Source organism: Saccharibacillus endophyticus, from assembly GCF_013185185.1.
Lineage (GTDB): Bacteria > Bacillota > Bacilli > Paenibacillales > Paenibacillaceae > Saccharibacillus > Saccharibacillus endophyticus.
The window spans coordinates 913,743-930,665 of the sequence record NZ_JAAZWE010000001.1 but is presented as its reverse complement, the minus strand read 5'-3'; the positions used below and the strand labels follow the sequence as shown (position 1 = coordinate 930,665).

Annotated in this window: 16 protein-coding genes; 10 read left to right on the top strand and 6 right to left on the bottom strand. The window is 53.8% G+C overall.

What is annotated here, in order from left to right; genetic code table 11:
* The first annotated feature begins 118 nt into the window (after nt 1–118).
* The 7 genes from HRQ63_RS04175 to HRQ63_RS04145 all read left to right on the top strand — a co-directional run bounded on the left by HRQ63_RS04175 (nt 119) and on the right by HRQ63_RS04145 (nt 6,974).
* Complete coding sequence (locus HRQ63_RS04175; protein ID WP_172239542.1) at nt 119–898, top strand: apurinic/apyrimidinic endonuclease family protein; 780 nt, start codon at nt 119–121, stop codon at nt 896–898.
* A gap of 21 nt (nt 899–919) precedes the next feature.
* Entirely contained in the window at nt 920–1,597 is a 678-nt protein-coding gene (locus HRQ63_RS04170) for a response regulator transcription factor (RefSeq protein WP_172239539.1), read from the top strand.
* Nucleotides 1,594–3,000, top strand: a complete 1,407-nt coding sequence (locus tag HRQ63_RS04165) for a HAMP domain-containing sensor histidine kinase (RefSeq protein ID WP_229714061.1) — start codon at nt 1,594–1,596, stop codon at nt 2,998–3,000. The genes HRQ63_RS04170 and HRQ63_RS04165 overlap by 4 nt, the downstream gene beginning before the upstream one ends.
* 112 nt (nt 3,001–3,112) lie before the next feature.
* Nucleotides 3,113–4,231 (top strand): ABC transporter permease, encoded by a 1,119-nt coding sequence (locus HRQ63_RS04160; protein WP_172239536.1) that lies wholly within the window; start codon nt 3,113–3,115, stop codon nt 4,229–4,231.
* Entirely contained in the window at nt 4,228–4,944 is a 717-nt protein-coding gene (locus HRQ63_RS04155; protein WP_172239533.1) for an ABC transporter ATP-binding protein, read from the top strand. Before HRQ63_RS04160 ends, HRQ63_RS04155 begins: the two co-directional genes overlap by 4 nt.
* Nucleotides 4,945–5,073: 129 nt before the next feature.
* Complete coding sequence (locus HRQ63_RS04150) at nt 5,074–5,901, top strand: endonuclease/exonuclease/phosphatase family protein (RefSeq protein WP_172239530.1); 828 nt, start codon at nt 5,074–5,076, stop codon at nt 5,899–5,901.
* A gap of 314 nt (nt 5,902–6,215) precedes the next feature.
* A complete protein-coding gene (locus HRQ63_RS04145) occupies nt 6,216–6,974 on the top strand; it encodes a MerR family transcriptional regulator (RefSeq protein ID WP_172239527.1) in 759 nt (252 codons plus the stop codon).
* A gap of 77 nt (nt 6,975–7,051) precedes the next feature.
* Here HRQ63_RS04145 and HRQ63_RS04140 read toward each other — a convergent pair whose 3' ends face one another.
* Entirely contained in the window at nt 7,052–7,933 is an 882-nt protein-coding gene (locus tag HRQ63_RS04140; protein ID WP_172239524.1) for a PhzF family phenazine biosynthesis protein, read from the bottom strand.
* Nucleotides 7,934–8,073: 140 nt separating this feature from the next.
* Between HRQ63_RS04140 and HRQ63_RS04135 the strand changes: the two genes are divergently transcribed.
* Together HRQ63_RS04135 and HRQ63_RS04130 are read left to right on the top strand one after the other, a co-directional pair.
* A complete protein-coding gene (locus HRQ63_RS04135; RefSeq protein WP_172239521.1) occupies nt 8,074–8,811 on the top strand; it encodes a Bax inhibitor-1/YccA family protein in 738 nt (245 codons plus the stop codon).
* Nucleotides 8,812–8,891: 80 nt separating this feature from the next.
* A complete protein-coding gene (locus tag HRQ63_RS04130; RefSeq protein WP_172239518.1) occupies nt 8,892–9,254 on the top strand; it encodes a DUF4181 domain-containing protein in 363 nt (120 codons plus the stop codon).
* Between the two features lie 127 nt (nt 9,255–9,381).
* Here the strand turns inward: HRQ63_RS04130 and HRQ63_RS04125 are convergent, their stop codons facing one another.
* The 3 genes from HRQ63_RS04125 to acsA form a co-directional block, all read right to left on the bottom strand.
* The gene (locus tag HRQ63_RS04125) at nt 9,382–10,440 is read right to left on the bottom strand and encodes a hypothetical protein (RefSeq protein ID WP_172239515.1); all 1,059 of its coding nucleotides are present in this window, start codon (nt 10,438–10,440) and stop codon (nt 9,382–9,384) included.
* Between the two features lie 15 nt (nt 10,441–10,455).
* Complete coding sequence (locus HRQ63_RS04120; RefSeq protein WP_172239512.1) at nt 10,456–11,052, bottom strand: hypothetical protein; 597 nt, start codon at nt 11,050–11,052, stop codon at nt 10,456–10,458.
* A gap of 215 nt (nt 11,053–11,267) precedes the next feature.
* The gene (gene acsA / locus HRQ63_RS04115) at nt 11,268–13,040 is read right to left on the bottom strand and encodes an acetate--CoA ligase (RefSeq protein ID WP_172239509.1); all 1,773 of its coding nucleotides are present in this window, start codon (nt 13,038–13,040) and stop codon (nt 11,268–11,270) included.
* Between the two features lie 262 nt (nt 13,041–13,302).
* Between acsA and HRQ63_RS04110 the strand changes: the two genes are divergently transcribed.
* On the top strand, nt 13,303–14,670 hold the full coding sequence (locus HRQ63_RS04110) for an alpha-L-fucosidase (RefSeq protein WP_172239506.1): 1,368 nt from the start codon (nt 13,303–13,305) through the stop codon (nt 14,668–14,670).
* Nucleotides 14,671–14,894: 224 nt separating this feature from the next.
* On the opposite strand, the gene HRQ63_RS04105 is transcribed toward HRQ63_RS04110, so the two are convergent.
* Nucleotides 14,895–15,773: a carbohydrate ABC transporter permease gene (locus HRQ63_RS04105; RefSeq protein ID WP_172239503.1), complete on the bottom strand. Its 879-nt coding sequence runs from the start codon at nt 15,771–15,773 to the stop codon at nt 14,895–14,897.
* 23 nt (nt 15,774–15,796) lie between these two features.
* Nucleotides 15,797–16,723, bottom strand: a complete 927-nt coding sequence (locus HRQ63_RS04100; protein ID WP_172239500.1) for an ABC transporter permease — start codon at nt 16,721–16,723, stop codon at nt 15,797–15,799.
* Nucleotides 16,724–16,923: the final 200 nt, after the last annotated feature.

Below are 16,923 nucleotides of genomic sequence, written 5' to 3'. Positions count from 1 at the left end.
TGAACTTTGTACGCCGGGCTGCTTTTCGTTAAGATGAAGAAAGAAACGGTTGCGGTCGGACAAGTCGCTTCGATCGACAGAACCGACAAACGAACACAGGAGCACGGGAGGAATCGACATGCAAAAAGGCATAAGACTCAAAGGCGGCATCGACGACAAAAGTTTCGCGAATCGTCTGAGTCATGAACCGGAGATCGTCGAGCTTTTTTTAACGGAAAAGGATATGGAACGTACTCCGCTTATACGCGAACGTATTCGGGAAATGCGGCGCAGAGGGATTAAAGCCTATATGCATCATCCGTCGAAATATCGGGGTGCTTATCTGGACATATTAAGCGAGGAACCGGAAATGATTACTTTTTACCGGGAATCGACGGCGGAGCTGCTGCGAATTTGCGAGGAAGAAGATGCGAAATGCGTCATTCACGCGCATTATGTCGGGATGGGCAATGCGCCGATCGACCGGGAATCGACGATTGCGCTTCGGGAAGCGATCGCTTCCATTCCGGGTTACGACAGCGGACTGCTGCTCTGGGAAGATTCGACGGAAGGGCTATTTTGCTACAGCAATCCGTATCTGATCGACGACCTGATCGTTCCGCTGAATTTGCCGATCAACGTCGATGTCAGCCATGCGTTTATCGGGTTTCGCGGCGATAACGACAAACTATGCGAGGTGCTGGAACGGACCGCGCCGTATGCTCGATACTATCATCTGGTGGACAGCATGGGACAACGGCATGACTCGCTTCCGTTGGGAGCAGGCTTGATCGATTGGGAGCGCGTGAAGCCTTTCGTGGAAGGCAAAGACTTTATTTTCGAAATCAATCTGACCGGAGACCATGCGGATTGTACGCCGATGGTGGAGAGTGCGGCCTTTTATGCAGCGGTTCGATAACAGCCGGGGAGGATCGGGAAAATGAAAAAAGTATTGATTGCCGACGACGACATTCATATTCGGGCGCTGCTGAGAACGGTACTGACGCAGGAAGGCTATCGGGTGATTGAAGCCGGAGACGGAGACGAAGCGGCAAAGCATCTGGCTGAGACTCCGGTGGATCTGGCTGTGTTGGACGTAATGATGCCGGGGCGCAGCGGACTCGATCTGTGTACCGAAATCCGAAGTCAGTACGATATTCCGGTGATCCTCTTGACGGCTCGCGAGCAGTTGGAGGACAAAGAAGCCGGATACGCGCACGGGACCGACGACTATATCACCAAGCCTTTTGAACCGCGGGAGCTGCTGTTTCGGATGAACGCTTTGTTTCGCCGCTATTCGTTGGCTTCCAGTGATAAGATCCGGTTGAACCGCCTGACTATTGACCGCAAAAATCACGAGATTACCGAGGGGGATTTTACGCTGTTGCTGCCATTGAAAGAATTCGAACTGCTGGCGCAGTTGGCTCAATATCCCGGTCGGCTGTTCGAACGCGGCGAATTGATTCGGCTGCTCTGGGGAGCGGATTACGAAGGCGACGAGCGTACGGTCGACGTTCACATCAAACGTCTTCGCGATCGCTTTGCCGAATATGGCGACGACTTTTCTATTCGGACGGTTCGCGGGATCGGCTACAAGTTGGAGGTGCACCGCAGGTGAGGCTTAAGCTCGGCATGGATCGTCCTGTTAAAAGTCTGTATGTGCGCGTCTGCCTCACTACGCTGCTGGCGGTTGCCATCGGAGCATTGCTCGGGTTTCTCGTTTCGAATGTGTATTATCATGTTCAGCTCAAGCCTTTTAACGATGGAAAGCTCACGCAGATCGCCTACGAGGCGAAAAGAATGGCCGAACTCCGTCCCGATTCGTCAGACGAGTACCTGGAAAGTGCGGCAAGGCTGGGCTACGCGTTATATGTGACGGACGGTAGCGGAGAAGGAGCATTTTACGGACGCGCTTTCCGCGAGCAGGATCTCGAATCGGCAGCCGTACGCGAAGTGCTGGCCGGAGGGGAATATCACGGAGTCGCGAATTTCCCGAACAAGCCTTTTATCACGGGGTTCTTCGATAATCGGCTCAGCAATACGGTCGGCGTACCGCTGGAATTGAATGGTCGTCCGGCAGCGCTTTTTTTACGGCCGGACGTCATTTTGCAATTCGGCGAGCTGCGCAGTTTCTTTGCCATGGTAGGTCTTCTGACGGTAGTATTCAGTATTGCGGTGCTGCTGATCGCTACCCGCTATCTGGTTAAGCCGATCACGAGGATGACGGCGGCTACCCAACGAATCGCCGACGGGCATTACAATATCGAATTGCCGACCAAGCGCCGTGACGAGATCGGACAGTTAGCCGGCCATTTCATGACGATGAGCCGCAGTTTGTCGAGCTTGGAGGAATCCCGCCGGGAATTCGTCGCCAATGTCTCGCACGAGATCCAGTCGCCGCTCACCTCGATTCAAGGTTTTGCTTCGGAGTTGTCCTCTGCCGAATTGTCGGAGGCCGAACGGTTGCGCTTCGCGACGATTATCGGCGAAGAGAGTCGAAGATTGTCCGCGTTGGGACGGCAGCTGCTGCTTCTTTCTTCCTTGGATCGAATGGAAGACGGCTTGGTGCGCAGTCCGCTCAAGCTGAAGAATGAAATCCGCAGAGCCGTCGACGTGCTGGAATGGCAGATGAGCGAAAAAGGACTGGCGCTGCGCCTATCCGTGCCGGATCAGCTTGCGGCGATGGGGGATGCGACGCTGCTCGATCAGGTATGGATCAATTTGCTGTCGAACGCGGTCAAGCATATTCCCGAAGGGCGGTCCATTTCCGTTACGGCAGAGGCGGAAGGCGGAGAAAACGTACTTCGGTTCGCGGATACGGGAAACGGAATCGCGCCGGAGAAACTGCCTTTGCTGTTTGACCGGTTCTATCGCGGAGATCCTTCGAGAGCCGATGGAGGAAGCACGGGGTTGGGACTGGCTATCGCGAAAAAAATCGTAAACCTGCACGGAGGAACGATCCAGGTCGAAAGCGAAGTCGGGAAAGGGTCGGTCTTTATCGTGCGTTTGCCGAAATTGTAATTTGGTGTTCATACTCCGTTCATTTTCCGGCCCTAGACTGGGTGGCAGATGGAGAGAACTGCCGCCCGATGCGCAAAACGTGTCCGGGCGGGAAAAAGAGGAGGAGAACCCGATGTTTTTGGCTTTGCGGGAAATACGATTTTCCAAGACGCGCTACGTGCTGATCGTCACGATCATGCTGCTGGTCTCTTTTCTGGTCCTGTTCGTGACCGGACTTGCGAACGGGCTCGGCAACGCGACGTCTTCGGCGGTTCGCAACATGCCGGCCGATCATTTTATCGTGCAAAAAGACTCGGATGATCGGTTTGCGCGTTCGGCATTACATGGCGAGCAGGTTAAGGAGGCGCAGAATGCTGTTGGACAGGAAAGCGCGGAACCGTTAGGCGTACAGATGACGACGGTGACGCGAAAAGACTCCGACAGCAAGATCGATATCGCGTTGTTCGGGGTACAAGCGGACGGATGGCTGGTGCCGCAGACGGTTGAAGGTCAGGGGTTGAATCAGACGGCAAAGGGAACTGTTTTGGCGGACCGTCATCTGGCCGAATCAGGCGTCGCAATCGGCGATACGATCGTGGATAGCGCGACGGGGCTGGAATGGACGGTCGGCGGCTTTACGGAAAATCAGTCGTACAGCCATATGCCCGCCGTATGGATGAACGATGCGGATTGGGCGGCTTACCGTTCGGAGATTATGGCTGCGCGCGGCGGCGAGGCCGATACGGCGTACAATGCGATCGCGCTGCGCGTGTCCGGTTCCCAAGCGGAAGAATTGCGAGCTTCGGTAACGGATGCCGATGTCATTACCAAATCCCAAGCGATCTCGGCCATTCCGGGGCATAAGGCGGAACAGTCCTCGTTGATGATGATGATCGCTTTCCTCTACGTGATCTCGGCCTTTGTACTGGCTGTCTTTTTCTACGTGATCACCATTCAAAAGACCGGTCAATTCGGGATTCTAAAAGCGATCGGCGCCAAAACGCGTTACTTGGCAGGAAGTGTCGTTGCTCAAGTGCTGGTGTTATCGGTAGGAAGTTTGGCGGTCGGAGTCGGTCTGGTGCTGGTGATGAAAGCCATGCTGCCGGCCGCCATGCCGTTTGCGTTGGACGGAGGCACGATTCTGCTAAGCTGTTCGCTGTTTTTGGCGGTGGCTCTGATCGGCGGATTGGCGTCGGTCGTGAAAGTTGCCAAAACGGATGCATTGGATGCGATCGGGAGGGCTGGAGCATGAATACGAAGCTGAATATCGTTCCTTTTTCCGGGGCGGAGGACATCAAGCTGCATCTGGAAGGGGTATCGCATGCCTACGGGGACGGGGAATCCGAACTTACGGTGCTGGAAGATTTGTCTTGTTCGGTGAAGTCGGGGGAATTGGTGGCGGTCGTAGGGCCGTCGGGATCCGGTAAAAGTACCTTTTTATCCATTGCGGGGGCGCTGCTCACACCGAGCCGCGGCGAAGTGCATATCGGCGGGCGCAGCCTCTCGGGCATGAATGAACGACAATTGGCCGATTTGCGGCTGCATGAGATCGGATTCATTTTCCAAGGAGCGAATCTTCTTCCTTATCTGAAAGTCGAAGAGCAGCTTCGCTTTGTCGCCAAGCTCGGCCGCGCCGACAAAGAACAAGCGGCTCGCCGTGCAGCAGAACTGCTGGAACGGCTCGGGTTGACTGCCCGCCGCAAACATTATCCCGATAAATTGTCCGGCGGCGAGCGGCAGCGTGTTGCGGTAGCGCGTGCGCTTATGAACGATCCGTCGGTGATTTTGGCGGATGAACCGACAGCGAGCCTTGACGCGGATCGGGGGCGCGATGTCACCAAGCTGCTCGCCGAACGGATTAAAGCCGAAGGCAAAGCCGGCGTTATCGTGACGCATGACGAGCGGATTTTGCCTTATTGCGATCGCGTGCTTCGACTGGAGAGCGGGCGTTTGCGGGAAGGTTAACCATCGGTTCGCGAGATCAGACACGAACCCGATTCTCTTTGGAGGGTCGGGTTTTAGCATTCGCCAAATTCGTTTGAAAGGGGTATCATAATGATATAGAAACGTTTCGAAAAAACGGGAGGTTTGCATATGAATCAAAAGCAGGCAGGTACGGATGCGTTTAAGCTGAAGGTCATGACTTTCAATCTGCGAACGCATACGGCCAATGACGAAGGGAATGAGTGGGTACAGCGTGCGCCATGGGCAGTAGAGACTGTTGCAGCGCATGCGCCCTCGATCTTCGGCGTGCAGGAGGCTTATCTGTTGATGTTGGAGGACTTGCAGCAAGGCTTGCCGGATTACCGCCGGATCGGGCAAGGAAGGCGCGGTGCCGAGGAAGACGAACATTGCGCGATCTTTTACCGTTCTGATGAATTCGAGGTGTTGGAGCAGGGACAGTTCTGGTTATCGGAGACGCCGGAAACGGTAGGTTCGCTCGGCTGGGATAGCGATTACCCGCGCATTTGCACTTGGGGGCGCTTCCGTCATCGATCATCGGGCGAAATCGTTCGGGTGTACAATACGCATTTCGATCATATCGGCGAAGCGGCGCGGATCGAAGGGGCGAAGCTCGTCGGTACCGTTATGCTGAAGCATGCGACAACATACCCGGAGGATTCAGCGGTACTTATGGGGGATATGAACGGCGAACCTTCGGATCAGCCGCTTCGTTATTTGCGCGGAGAGCTACCGGAAGAAGGTGCCGTGCCTGTGTTGGAAGATGCTTATCGTCGATTGAACGGCGCGAGCGGGCGTACCTTCCATGATTTTGCAGGCGGAATGGAAGGGGAACCGATCGATTATATTTTTGCGCAGAATCCTTTGACTGTTTGGTGGTCCGAGATTGATCGGCGTCATTTTGGAGGGAAGTATCCGTCTGACCATTATCCGTTGATTGCGGAGTTGGGGAAAAGCTAAAGGGTGAGCGGGAAGCGAGAAGACTGCGAGAGAAATTCGTTCAAGACGCTGTCTCACTCGGAAAAGTCGATTGAAGTTTTTAGTGGAATTTTCCGAGTTCAAAGGCGTCTTTCACTGAATTTCTCTCTCCGTCTTCTCGCTTCCAGTTACGTTTTGCTTTTTGGGTAGGTTAGGAAGGGCATTGGAAAAAGAAGCTTCTCATTTGTGCGATGTTTCGTGCAGATTGGCAGCTTCTTTTTTACTTTTAGCTAAAATGCTTGACCCTCACGTAACGTGATGTTTTACACTAGGTCATACGGAGGAGGTGAGTGCGATTGGCGTTAAAAGTGAAGGAAGTATCGCAGCTTGCAGGGATAAGCGTCCGCACCTTGCATCATTACGACGAGATCGGATTGCTCAGGCCGGATGCGGTTACGGAAGCAGGATATCGGATGTATTCGGATCACGATATGGAACGGTTGCAGCAGATTTTATTTTTTCGGGAGCTTGGATTTTCGTTAAAAGAAATTCGCCGAATATTGGATAGTCCGGCCTTTGATCGACTGGAGGCGTTGGAGCTTCAGCGGCGTATGCTCGAAGAGAAAATGGCGCATACCCGGCGGATGATTGCCAATATCGACCACAGCATCCAACATGCCAAAGGAGAGGTTACCATGACCAACGAACAGCGATTTGAAGGCATTGATTTTACAAATAACCCGTACGAACAAGAAGCGAGAGAGCGTTGGGGAGATGCGGCGATTGACGAGTCGAAGCGCAAGCTTGCCCGGCGTACGGATACTCCTGAACGCCAGGCGGAGCTTCGGCAGGAATGGGATACGCGAATGAGTGTGCTGGCTGAAGCCCGACACGAAGATCCGGCTTCGCCGCGAGCGCAGGAAGTCATCGGTGAATGGTACGCGTTTTTGGACAACTTCGGGACCTATTCGTATGAAGCATTTGCCGGGCTTGGACAGATGTATGTGCAGGATGAGCGTTTTACGAAAAATATCGATAAGTACGGGGAAGGGTTGGCTGCATTTATGTGTGAAGCGATGGGCATTTATGCAGGCAATCACGGAGTTGAGGGATAAGGCGAACGTTTTAAACGAAAGAGCAGGCAGGCGCGAAAAAGGAGAGCAATCCGATGTCGCGCCTGTTTGCTTATAAGTTAAAGTTGGATGACTCGACTGTCGATCCCGGACGCTGAACCGCCAACGCGAATCGAACCTATATTTCCGGCATCGTCGAGGCTCAGTTCAGCATAGATTCGGGAGGGGAGTCTCATGAATTCGCCTTGTTCGAATACGCAAGTATACAGGCCTTCGACAGACGCGTCCAACCTTTTATATTGATGCAGGTAGCAGGCCAACGCGCCGTTCGAAGTTCCTGTGGCGCTCTCTTCGGGGATATCGTATAACGGCGCGAAATTTCGGCAGCTTGCCGTGGCACCTGAACGCGTATCTGTCGTAAAAGCATGGATTCCGACCGCGCCGTGCATGCGACTGATCGCGGATATGGCGTCAAAGTCGGGTTGAATATCGGCTAGTCGGGCTTCGCTGCGTATAGGCACCATAATATCCGGCAAGCCGGTTGATACGATCTGCACAGGAAGTCGCTCGTCCAGGTCATCCAGCGACAGCCCCAGTGCTTTTACGATGGGCTCCCGATCCAAGATTTTACCGAATACGGGCAGCGTTTGCGTCAAAAAAGCGTCGCCGTTTTTGCGCAGTTCAATCTCAAGTAGGCCTGCACCCGTATGGATCGTAAAGCGTCCCGGCTGTATGCGCTGCTGTGCAGCCATTAAGACAAAGGCCGCTACCGTAGCATGGCCGCACAGGTCAACCTCTTCATTCGGCGTGAAGTAGCGCAGCCGAAAATCCGCATTCGCGGCAGGCAAGAAGAACGCCGTTTCCGAAAAACCGACCTGTCTTGCCGTCTCCTGCATTTGCGCTTCGCTTAATCCTTCGGCTTCAAACACGATCCCTGCCGGATTGCCGCCCGGGATCTGTAAAGCAAAAGCATTCAACGTATGTACGGTGATTGTCGTCATGATAATGAACCTCTTTTCCGGAAAAATGTGCTTGTGTTACTGTAACGAATTGCGCGTTATGCGACAAGTTTTGCTACCTTAATCAACTTTTGACGTACAAGAAGTCATTACGGCCATTTGGCGAAAAAGGATGATGGAAGATGGAGTCGAGAAACCCGGTATTCAGTAAACGATTATTTGAACGGGCAAGAGAAGATCTGATCGGGTCGGGCAGCATGACGGTAGGCGGAACGGTGTATAAGACCTTTGTGATGCTGGTGCTGTTGATCGGGGGCGCGGCTTATACGTGGTATCGTTTTGATCAAGGCTACGACGTATACGGAATTATGATCGCGGGCGTTGTTCTGGGGTTGATTGCGGCACTGGTGACGAGCTTCGTACCGAAAGTCGCGTTTATCACGGCTCCGCTGTACGCGATCTTTGAAGGGTTGGCGCTGGGCGCGATCTCGGCAGCTTTTGATGCGGAATATCCGGGTATCGTGCTTAACGCCGTATTGATCACGGTGGGAACCTTGTTCGCGATGCTGCTCTTATATGTAACGCGGATCGTCAAAGTAACGCCGAGCTTCCGTACGGGGATCATTATGGCGACCTTTGCGATCATGCTGGTGTACGTGTTCGACTTTATTCTGGGCTTTTTCGGGGTCAATGTTCCTTTTATCCACGAGTCGGGATTGATCGGGATCGGCATCAGCTTATTCGTAGTCGTAATCGCGGCTTTGAACCTGCTGTTGGACTTTGATTTCATTGAACAGGGAGCGAGTTACGGCGCGCCGAAGCAGACGGAATGGTACGGAGCGTTCGGACTGATGGTGACGCTGGTATGGTTGTACTTGGAAGTTCTGAAGTTGCTGTCGAAGTTCGCGAAGCGGGACTAATTGGATAGAATAAGGCATCTTTTGCATACTGGCCCGAAGCTCATGCTTCGGGCTATAGTTATGAGGAAGGGGGAGTTCGTATGTTTTTGCCGTTGGTTGTATTTCTTGGTTTTTATTTGGGGTTGTCTTACGTATTGAAGCGATTTCTGGTCAAAGGCGTCTTGCAGCGTATTGTACATCCGGTCGGCCGCAGAATCGAAGTGTGGGGTTCGATCGGATTGACCGTCGCCGGGATGGTGATTTTATTCATTCTCTACAACACGACGGGCTGGGAAGACATTCAGGCGATTATCTGGTTCTTTGCCGGGTATTTGTCTTTGCAAACGGGGTTCCGGGCTTTGCTCGAATGGAAATATCTCAAAGGCTCCAACCAATATCTGATGTCGCTGATCCAGCTTGCGTTTTGCTTGATTTATGTGGCGATCTGGAGCGTTGTTGCGTAAGCGTAAAAAGATCGGGCGAAAAAAGCCCGTATTCGCCGGATGGCGGACACGGACTTTTTTTGTTGAACAGCGTAGCGGCTATTCCTTGCTCAATCTTCGATCGTCGATAAATCGCCTGCCGGCAGCTTCAGCTTCCAGGCTTCTTTTTACTGTGGAAGTCGGCTACAGCTGCGGCTAGTTTGCTTTGAGCCTGTAGGAATTGCTCGGGTGTAGAGCCTTTTTCCAGTACGCGCTGGGCTTCATTGATCGCCCGGCGCAGCGTGCCGAAAGCCGAAGCCGGATATTGGCCGGAACGGATACCTTTAGGCAGATCCAGCAGCAGCCGGGCGGTTTCGATATCTGCGGCAAGCGCGGAAGCTGGATTACCGCCCTGCGGCAGCGCTTCGTAAGCCGCTTTGACCTGCGCGAACGCAGCGGCGATCGGTTCAGGCGCTGCGGAAACGATGAGCAGCCGTTCCAGCTCTTTAACGGACGTATCGAAAGCTGCCGCCTGCTGCGGCGCAAGGCGCCGGTCGGCAAGGCGGTTCAATACATCGGTGCGATACCGGAACGTTTGCGACAGAATGTCCGAACGTCCGTTGCGCAGGTCTTCGAATTTGACTGCCGTATTCAGATGTTCCCAAAAGATCGGCCACACTTCCGGTTCCCAGTAATCCCAGGCAATCAACGGATACAATTTGTCGCGGGCGAGCTCGATATCGTCCATCCACTGCCGGCCGTTGGCTTCGGTCCATTGGCCCGGTTCGCTGCCGAATTCGGTGTACAGATGCAGTTGAAGTTCTTTTTCAAATAAAATTTCGTCCACGAATACATTACTGTCGCCCGAAAATAAGTTATACGGCGGATACGAATCGAACGGCTGCAAAGCCGAAATCAGTTCAGCCGAGGTCGAAGCCGGATCGAAAGCAACGGCAAAAGCCTTAAGACTGATCGATTTGAAATTTTCGTAATAAGAGCCGTAGTCGTAAGAGGAGATTTGTGCTTCGTTCAGTTGATACATCGCTCTGGCTTCCTGCAAAAGACGGGTGCGGTCGGCATCTTGCAATTCGATTCCGGAAGGAGGCCGATAGCCGTTCGCGGCAGCGCTGCTTGTTTGGGCATAGGTCGACGAAGAGCCGAAAGCAACCAACAAGACCAAAACTGCCGCTATGAACTTGACATATGTCTGACGAGCAGAGCTTTTCAATGGATAGCCTCCTTTTTAAACATTAGGATGAGAATCGAAATAAATAAGTTCTTCCATAAACTCGCGGTAAATCGTAAATTCGTCTTCTCCGGTATCGATCCGACTAAGTAAATGACTCATTTTATCGATTAACGCCTGTACTTTTTCTTCGGAATATCCACCGGGTTCGTCGCTTCTTGGAAAATGCATAATGTAGTAACTTGACATCTTGATTAAAATATACGAAGTGTACGGGTTACCTTTTTCAAAAAAATCGTGCAAGGAAAAGTCAACGTAGTTGAGTGCTTTTTGCAGTTGGGTAGGGGTAGAATTCGGATTCTGCGCGATCGCCGTCGTTTCGGCGACGATTCGGTTTTTATACTTTTGTTCGAACAGATCGGGCAAATTACCATGCATGGCGGAAGGTGTCATCATTTCGGCGGCGATCTGAAACACGGAAATTTCATACAGCAGCTTTTCTCGTGCAGGATCGTCCGGCGGGGCGGGAGCTTCGTTAACGGCTGCGAACGCAGTCGAAGCGGAAAAAGCGGACGGAAGCGGCGCAATCAGCAGAGGCACAGTCAGAGCAACCGAAGCGAGGGTCGACAGCGTTTTTTTCGCACCAATATTCAACTGGACATTCCTCCTGAAACTATGTATTTTAACGCTTTAATAAACGTGGGGTTTTTTGTAGAAACATCAAAAGTCAGAAAAAATAAAATTTTACATTTTGGAAGCTGGGCGGCTTTACCGTTTGAACGTTCAAACATGGAAAAGAAGCCTGTAACCGTCGTTTAAACGGAACAGGCTTTTTCGACTTGCATCTCTATAGGCGTATATGCAGGGTATCAATCCTCGATCGTCGACAAATCTCCCGCCGGCAGTTTCAGCTCCCATGCCTTGAGCACGCGCCGCATGATCTTGCCGCTTCGCGTTTTCGGCAGTTTATCCTTGAACTCGATCTCGCGCGGCGCCGCATGGGCGGATAAGCCTTCTTTCACGAATTTGGTGATCTCGGCTTTCAACTCATCGGTCGCTTCGTATCCTTCGCGCAGCGAGATAAACGCTTTGATCACTTCGCCCCGCACCGGATCGGGTTTGCCGATAACGCCTGCTTCGGCGACGGCCGGGTGCTCGACCAATTTGCTTTCCACTTCGAACGGACCGACCCGCTCGCCGGAGGTGTTAATGACGTCGTCGATCCGTCCCTGGAACCAGAAGTAGCCGTCTTCGTCCATATAAGCGGAATCGCCAGAGATATACCAGCCGGGAATCCGCACATACTCCTCGTATTTGGCGGGGTTGTTCCAAATTTTGCGCATCATCGACGGCCACGGGGTACGGATTGCCAGATTGCCCATGCGAAGCGGCGGCAGGATATTACCCTGATCGTCCACGATCGCGGCTTCGACGCCGGGAATCGGTTTGCCCATCGAACCGGGACGAAGATCCATCGACGGATAGTTGCAGATCAGCTGCGCGCCGGTCTCGGTCATCCACCACGTATCATGGATACGCCGCTCGTACACCCGGTGTCCCCAGCGAATCACTTCGGGATTGAGCGGTTCGCCGACGCTCAGTACATGCCGCAGCGAGGACAGGTCGTATTGTTTTACCGCTTCGTCGCCCGCGCCCATCAGCATGCGGAATGCCGTCGGCGCGCTGTACCAGACCGTGACTTTGTTGCGCTGGATCGTCTCGTACCAATCCTGGGGGCTGAAACGGCCGCCGCGAATAACGTTGGTCACGCCGTTCAGCCAAGGGGCGAAGATTCCGTACGAAGTTCCCGTGACCCAGCCCGGATCGGCCGTGCACCAGTAGACGTCGTCCGGCTGCAGATCGAGCACGATCCGACCCGTATACGCCTGCTGGACCATCGCGCCGTGAACGTGGTATACGCCTTTCGGCTTGCCTGTGGAGCCTGACGTATAATGCAGAATCAATCCGTCTTCGCGTTCGACCCATTCGATGTCCGCTTCCGTCGAAGCCTCGTGCATCAAGGCGTGGAAATCGGCGAAAGGCGAATCTTCCGGGAGCAGACCCTTGTCGGTTTCCGCGCCGGCGGCTTCTTTTTCGACCGGTTTGGAAGCATCCACCAAAATCACATGCTTCAATTCAGGCAGCTCGTGCGCGGGAACGCGCTCGGCCAGCGTCGGAGTCGTCACGATCGCGACCGCGCCGCTGTCTTTGAGCCGATCGCGCACCGCCGTTTCCATAAAGGCTTCGAACAAAGGACCCGCGATCGCGCCGATTTTGACAATGCCCAACAACGTAAAATACAGCTCGGGCGTGCGCGGCATGAAAATGAACACGCGGTCGCCTTTGCCGATTCCGAGGCCGCGCAGCATATTGGCCGCCCGGTTCGATTCCTGCCGCATCTGCTCGAACGTATACGATTCTTCGCGCTCCGGATCGCTGTAGAGCAGCGCGATTTTATCGGCCAAGCCTGACTTTGCGTGTCGGTCGATCGCTTCGTAAGCCAAGTTCAGCTGTCCGGTTTCGTGCCAACTGAAGCGCTTTTCCTCGTCCGTCCAATCGAATGCGAGGCGAGCCTCTTCATAACTGCCCAGATTGGATTGCTGCACCTCGACGCCGATGATTTCTGCCGTGTTCTTTTCCATAAGAGCCTCCTGTCGCGTACGCGTGAATGAAGTTGACTGCTGCTGATCAAGACGCAAAGTTATGCATTTACAGATATAGCGCTTACAATTTTCTGTAGTATAGCACATCTATTATTCGTTTTCTTCTTTTGCCGTCAAGGGTATTGAAAAGAAAGGCTTCAAAAAGAAGAACTATCCAAAAGTGAAACCGGTCCTGCGCCCGTTCGATGCTACAATTCCCGTAAGCACAAAGCAGTTAAGAATTACGGGAGGGAAAAAGGATATGACGACGCAAGGATTTACGGTGCCGGATCGTTGGAAATGGTTTACGGAAAGCCGTTACGGGCTGTTTCTTCATTGGGGGCCTTACGCGCAGTACGGGCGGGGCGAGCAGGTGTTGTTTCGCGAGCACTTGAACCAACAGGAATACGCGGAAGCCGCCGCAAGGTGGAACCCGGTTCATTTCGATCCCGAACTATGGGCGGACACGGCCAAGAAGGCGGGGTTCAAATACGCCTGCCTGACAACGCGGCATCATGACGGGTACTGCCTATGGGACAGCGCGTATACGGATTACTCCAGCGCCAAGCAGGCTCCCGGCAGAGACTTCGTGCGCGAATACGTCGACGCGTTCCGCAAAGCGGGGCTGCGGATCGGACTCTATTACTCCTGGATCGACTGGCGGCTGCCGGCTTATTTCGACGGTCCCGAGAAAGATCCGGAAGGCTGGAGAAAGGTCCGCGACTATTTGCATAACCAGGTTCGCGAACTGCTCTCCAATTACGGGCAGATCGACCATTTCTTTTTCGACGGCGTATGGCCGCGCAACGCGGACGACCTGCGCAGCGTGGAGTTGATGGAAGAAATGCGGCGGCTTCAGCCGAACATTTTGATCAATAACCGTCTCGGTTACTCCATGGAACGTCAAGGATACCGAGCCGACGGAGGAGCGGGAGCAGGGGACTCCGATACGTTGGGCGATTTCGGCACGCCGGAACATCTGGTCGAAGTCGACCGTACCCGCTTGTGGGAGTCGTGTCAGGTCAGTACTTGGCGGCTCTGGAGTCATGTGATCGGCGAGCGCTGGCGACCTGCGGACACGCTGCTGGATTTGCTCTGCGAATGTGCGGAAAAAGGCGGCGAGCACGGCGGCAATCTGCTGCTGAACTGCGGACCGACCGCCGACGGGCAGCTTCCGCCGCAGTTCGTGGAGCGGGCGTTGGAGATCGGACGCTGGCTGGAAGTGCACGGAGAAGCCGTATACGGCTCGGACGGCGGTTCCCTGACCGAATTCGTCACGCGGGGGCGGCAGACGATCAGCGGCAACAATCTGTATTTGATCATTCGTTTTTGGGACGGTCGACCGGAGATGCGGCTCCCGGACCTGGCGACTCCGGTCACGGGGGTTACGCTGCTGACCACGGGGCAGAAGCTGGAATTCGAACAGACGGAGGACGGGGTGATCATACGGGGACTTCCTATAGAAGCGCCGACCCGGTTGTTCCCGGTCATCCGCGTGGAATGCGAAAGCCGTCCGCAAGCGAACGAATGGGGACGACAGCGGCTGTGGGAAGGCGATCCGTCGAGAGTGGCGGAATGGGCGCGCGGGCAGCGGGGGACTTCCGTATATCTGGACGGGCGCGAGCGCTGATCCATGCTGATAAATAAAAGCAGGGAGCAGCGTTAACGGATTAGTCAGGCCAGGCATAGCAACCATTTAATCCTGAGCGTAACGTCGAAGGTTATTCCGTCAGTCGTAGTCGACTGGCGGGATAGCCTTTTCGGCATGATCGGAAAATTTCAAACAAAAAAGGCTGTCCCGAAGCTGAAGTACAGCTTGCGAGACGGCCTGTGTTGCAGCAGCTGCGGCACAGCCTACTCTTTTAACGAACCGATCAGCAGTCCCTTGATAAAGTACCGCTGAAGGAACGGATAGAAAAAGATCACCGGCCCGATCGTCAGAATGGCAGTCGCCATTTTTACCGATTCCTGCGGCAGGACCGCATCGCTGACCAGAACGCCGGAGCTTTGCATCTGCTGGATCATGTTGATCTCCGAATTGAGCTTGAACAGCAAGTATTGCAGCGGGTACAGATTCTGATTGTCCACCAGCATGATCGCGTTGAACCAGTTGTTCCAGTAGCCGATGCCGTAAAACAGCGTGATCGTGGCAAGGACCGGCATGCAGAGCGGGAAGTAAATGCGGAACGCGATAAAAATATCGTTGGCGCCGTCGATCTTGGCCGCTTCGATCAGCGAACCGGGAATCTGCGACATATAGTTGCGGACGAGGAACAGATTGAACGGGTTGAAAATGAGCGAAGGGACGATCAGCGCCCAGATATTGTTGCGCAGCCCCAGCTCCAGGTTGATCAGATACCACGGCACGAGGCCCGTATTGAATACCATCGTGATGAAAAAGAACATCGCCAACCCGTTGCGGTAACGGATATGCTTGGCGGCGAGCGTATACCCGGCCATGCCGGTAATTAGCACCGCGATCAGCGTGCCGACGATCGTCACGAACAACGAAACCAGATAGCTGCGGTACAGCGGAGAGGTGCCGAGCAGCAATTTATACGCATCGAGCGAAAACTCGGACGGCAGCAGCTGATACCCGTTTTGCTGGATGCTGGCTTCCGAGGTGAACGACACCATCAGCACGAGCAGCATCGGAACCAGGCACAGCAGCGAGATAAAGCCGATCAACGCCGCGTTGGCGATATCGAACAATCGGGATCGGTTCACGTTCATGGACGGATACCTCCTTTTTATGATTAAAACAGCGCATGATCCGGATTGATTTTACGCACGATTCGGTTGCTTCCCCAGACGAGAATGAAGCCGACCACCGATTGATAAAGTCCGACCGCCATCGCCTGCGCCGGATTGCCGATGGTGCGCAGCGAGCGGAACACGTACGTATCGATAACGTCGACCGTCGGATACAGCAGGCCGTTGTCTTTGATGATCGCGTAGATCATGTCGAAGCTGCCGTACATGATTTTGCCGAGCGCGAGCAAGGACAGAATCATGATCGTCGGCATCATCAGCGGAATGGTAATATGGCGGATCAACTGCCAGCGCGTGGCCCCGTCGATGCGTCCGGCTTCGTAATACGTATCGTCGATCCCGGTGATCGCGGCGAGATAGATAACCAGATTCATGCCGATGTCTTTCCAGACCGCCGTGATGACCAGTATGCTGGTCCAATATTGCGGCGACGCGTACCAGTTGACCGGATTGAGATTCAGCTTCGCCAGCATTTGATTGACGATGCCGTAATCGGTCGACAGCAGGCTGTACAGGATGTAGCTGACGATGACCCAGGACAGGAAATGCGGAAACAGAATCGTCGATTGCGTTAGCCGCGAGAACAATTTGCTGCGCAGTTCGTTGAACAGGATCGCGAGCGCCATCGCGGCGATCGTGCCGACGACGATGAACAGAACGTTCAGCTTGAGCGTGTTGAACGTGACTTCCCACGCTCTGGGCGAAGAGAAAAAGAATTCGAAATTGTCGAGACCGATCCAAGGCGAATTGAAAATGCCCGTTTTGAAATTGAATCGTTGAAACGCGATCAGCATGTACGGCAGCGTGAAATAACCGAAAATCAGCGTGTAGACGGCCGCGGGGATGACCAGCAAATAAGCGTAACCGTTTTGTTTCATTTCGCGCAGCATGGAGCCTTTTTTGTTTTTCATCGCAAATGTCACACCCTTTCGTTTCGTGGGAAAAGTCTGCCGCTTGTCTACTCAAGTCTAAGCAGCAGAATCAAACGGGGTAAACTTCGAAAATGGCGCGGCGGCGAATCGAAAGCGAATTTCGGACTTCGAATATGGCGAAAAACTTTAATTTGGCGTTGATTCGGAAGATTTGCAAACCTGGAGCGGATGAAGCGCCA

Excerpts from the sequence above, each read along its gene's own strand:
- HRQ63_RS04140 (WP_172239524.1), bottom strand. The coding sequence starts at position 7,933 with ATGACGACAATCACCGTACATACGTTGAATGCTTTTGCTTTACAGATC.
- HRQ63_RS04105 (WP_172239503.1), bottom strand. The coding sequence starts at position 15,773 with ATGAACGTGAACCGATCCCGATTGTTCGATATCGCCAACGCGGCGTTG.
- HRQ63_RS04130 (WP_172239518.1), top strand. The coding sequence starts at position 8,892 with ATGTTTTTGCCGTTGGTTGTATTTCTTGGTTTTTATTTGGGGTTGTCT.
- HRQ63_RS04155 (WP_172239533.1), top strand. The coding sequence starts at position 4,228 with ATGAATACGAAGCTGAATATCGTTCCTTTTTCCGGGGCGGAGGACATC.
- HRQ63_RS04170 (WP_172239539.1), top strand. The coding sequence starts at position 920 with ATGAAAAAAGTATTGATTGCCGACGACGACATTCATATTCGGGCGCTG.
- HRQ63_RS04100 (WP_172239500.1), bottom strand. The coding sequence starts at position 16,723 with ATGAAAAACAAAAAAGGCTCCATGCTGCGCGAAATGAAACAAAACGGT.
- HRQ63_RS04135 (WP_172239521.1), top strand. The coding sequence starts at position 8,074 with ATGGAGTCGAGAAACCCGGTATTCAGTAAACGATTATTTGAACGGGCA.
- HRQ63_RS04160 (WP_172239536.1), top strand. The coding sequence starts at position 3,113 with ATGTTTTTGGCTTTGCGGGAAATACGATTTTCCAAGACGCGCTACGTG.
- acsA (WP_172239509.1), bottom strand. The coding sequence starts at position 13,040 with ATGGAAAAGAACACGGCAGAAATCATCGGCGTCGAGGTGCAGCAATCC.
- HRQ63_RS04150 (WP_172239530.1), top strand. The coding sequence starts at position 5,074 with ATGAATCAAAAGCAGGCAGGTACGGATGCGTTTAAGCTGAAGGTCATG.
- HRQ63_RS04110 (WP_172239506.1), top strand. The coding sequence starts at position 13,303 with ATGACGACGCAAGGATTTACGGTGCCGGATCGTTGGAAATGGTTTACG.
- HRQ63_RS04175 (WP_172239542.1), top strand. The coding sequence starts at position 119 with ATGCAAAAAGGCATAAGACTCAAAGGCGGCATCGACGACAAAAGTTTC.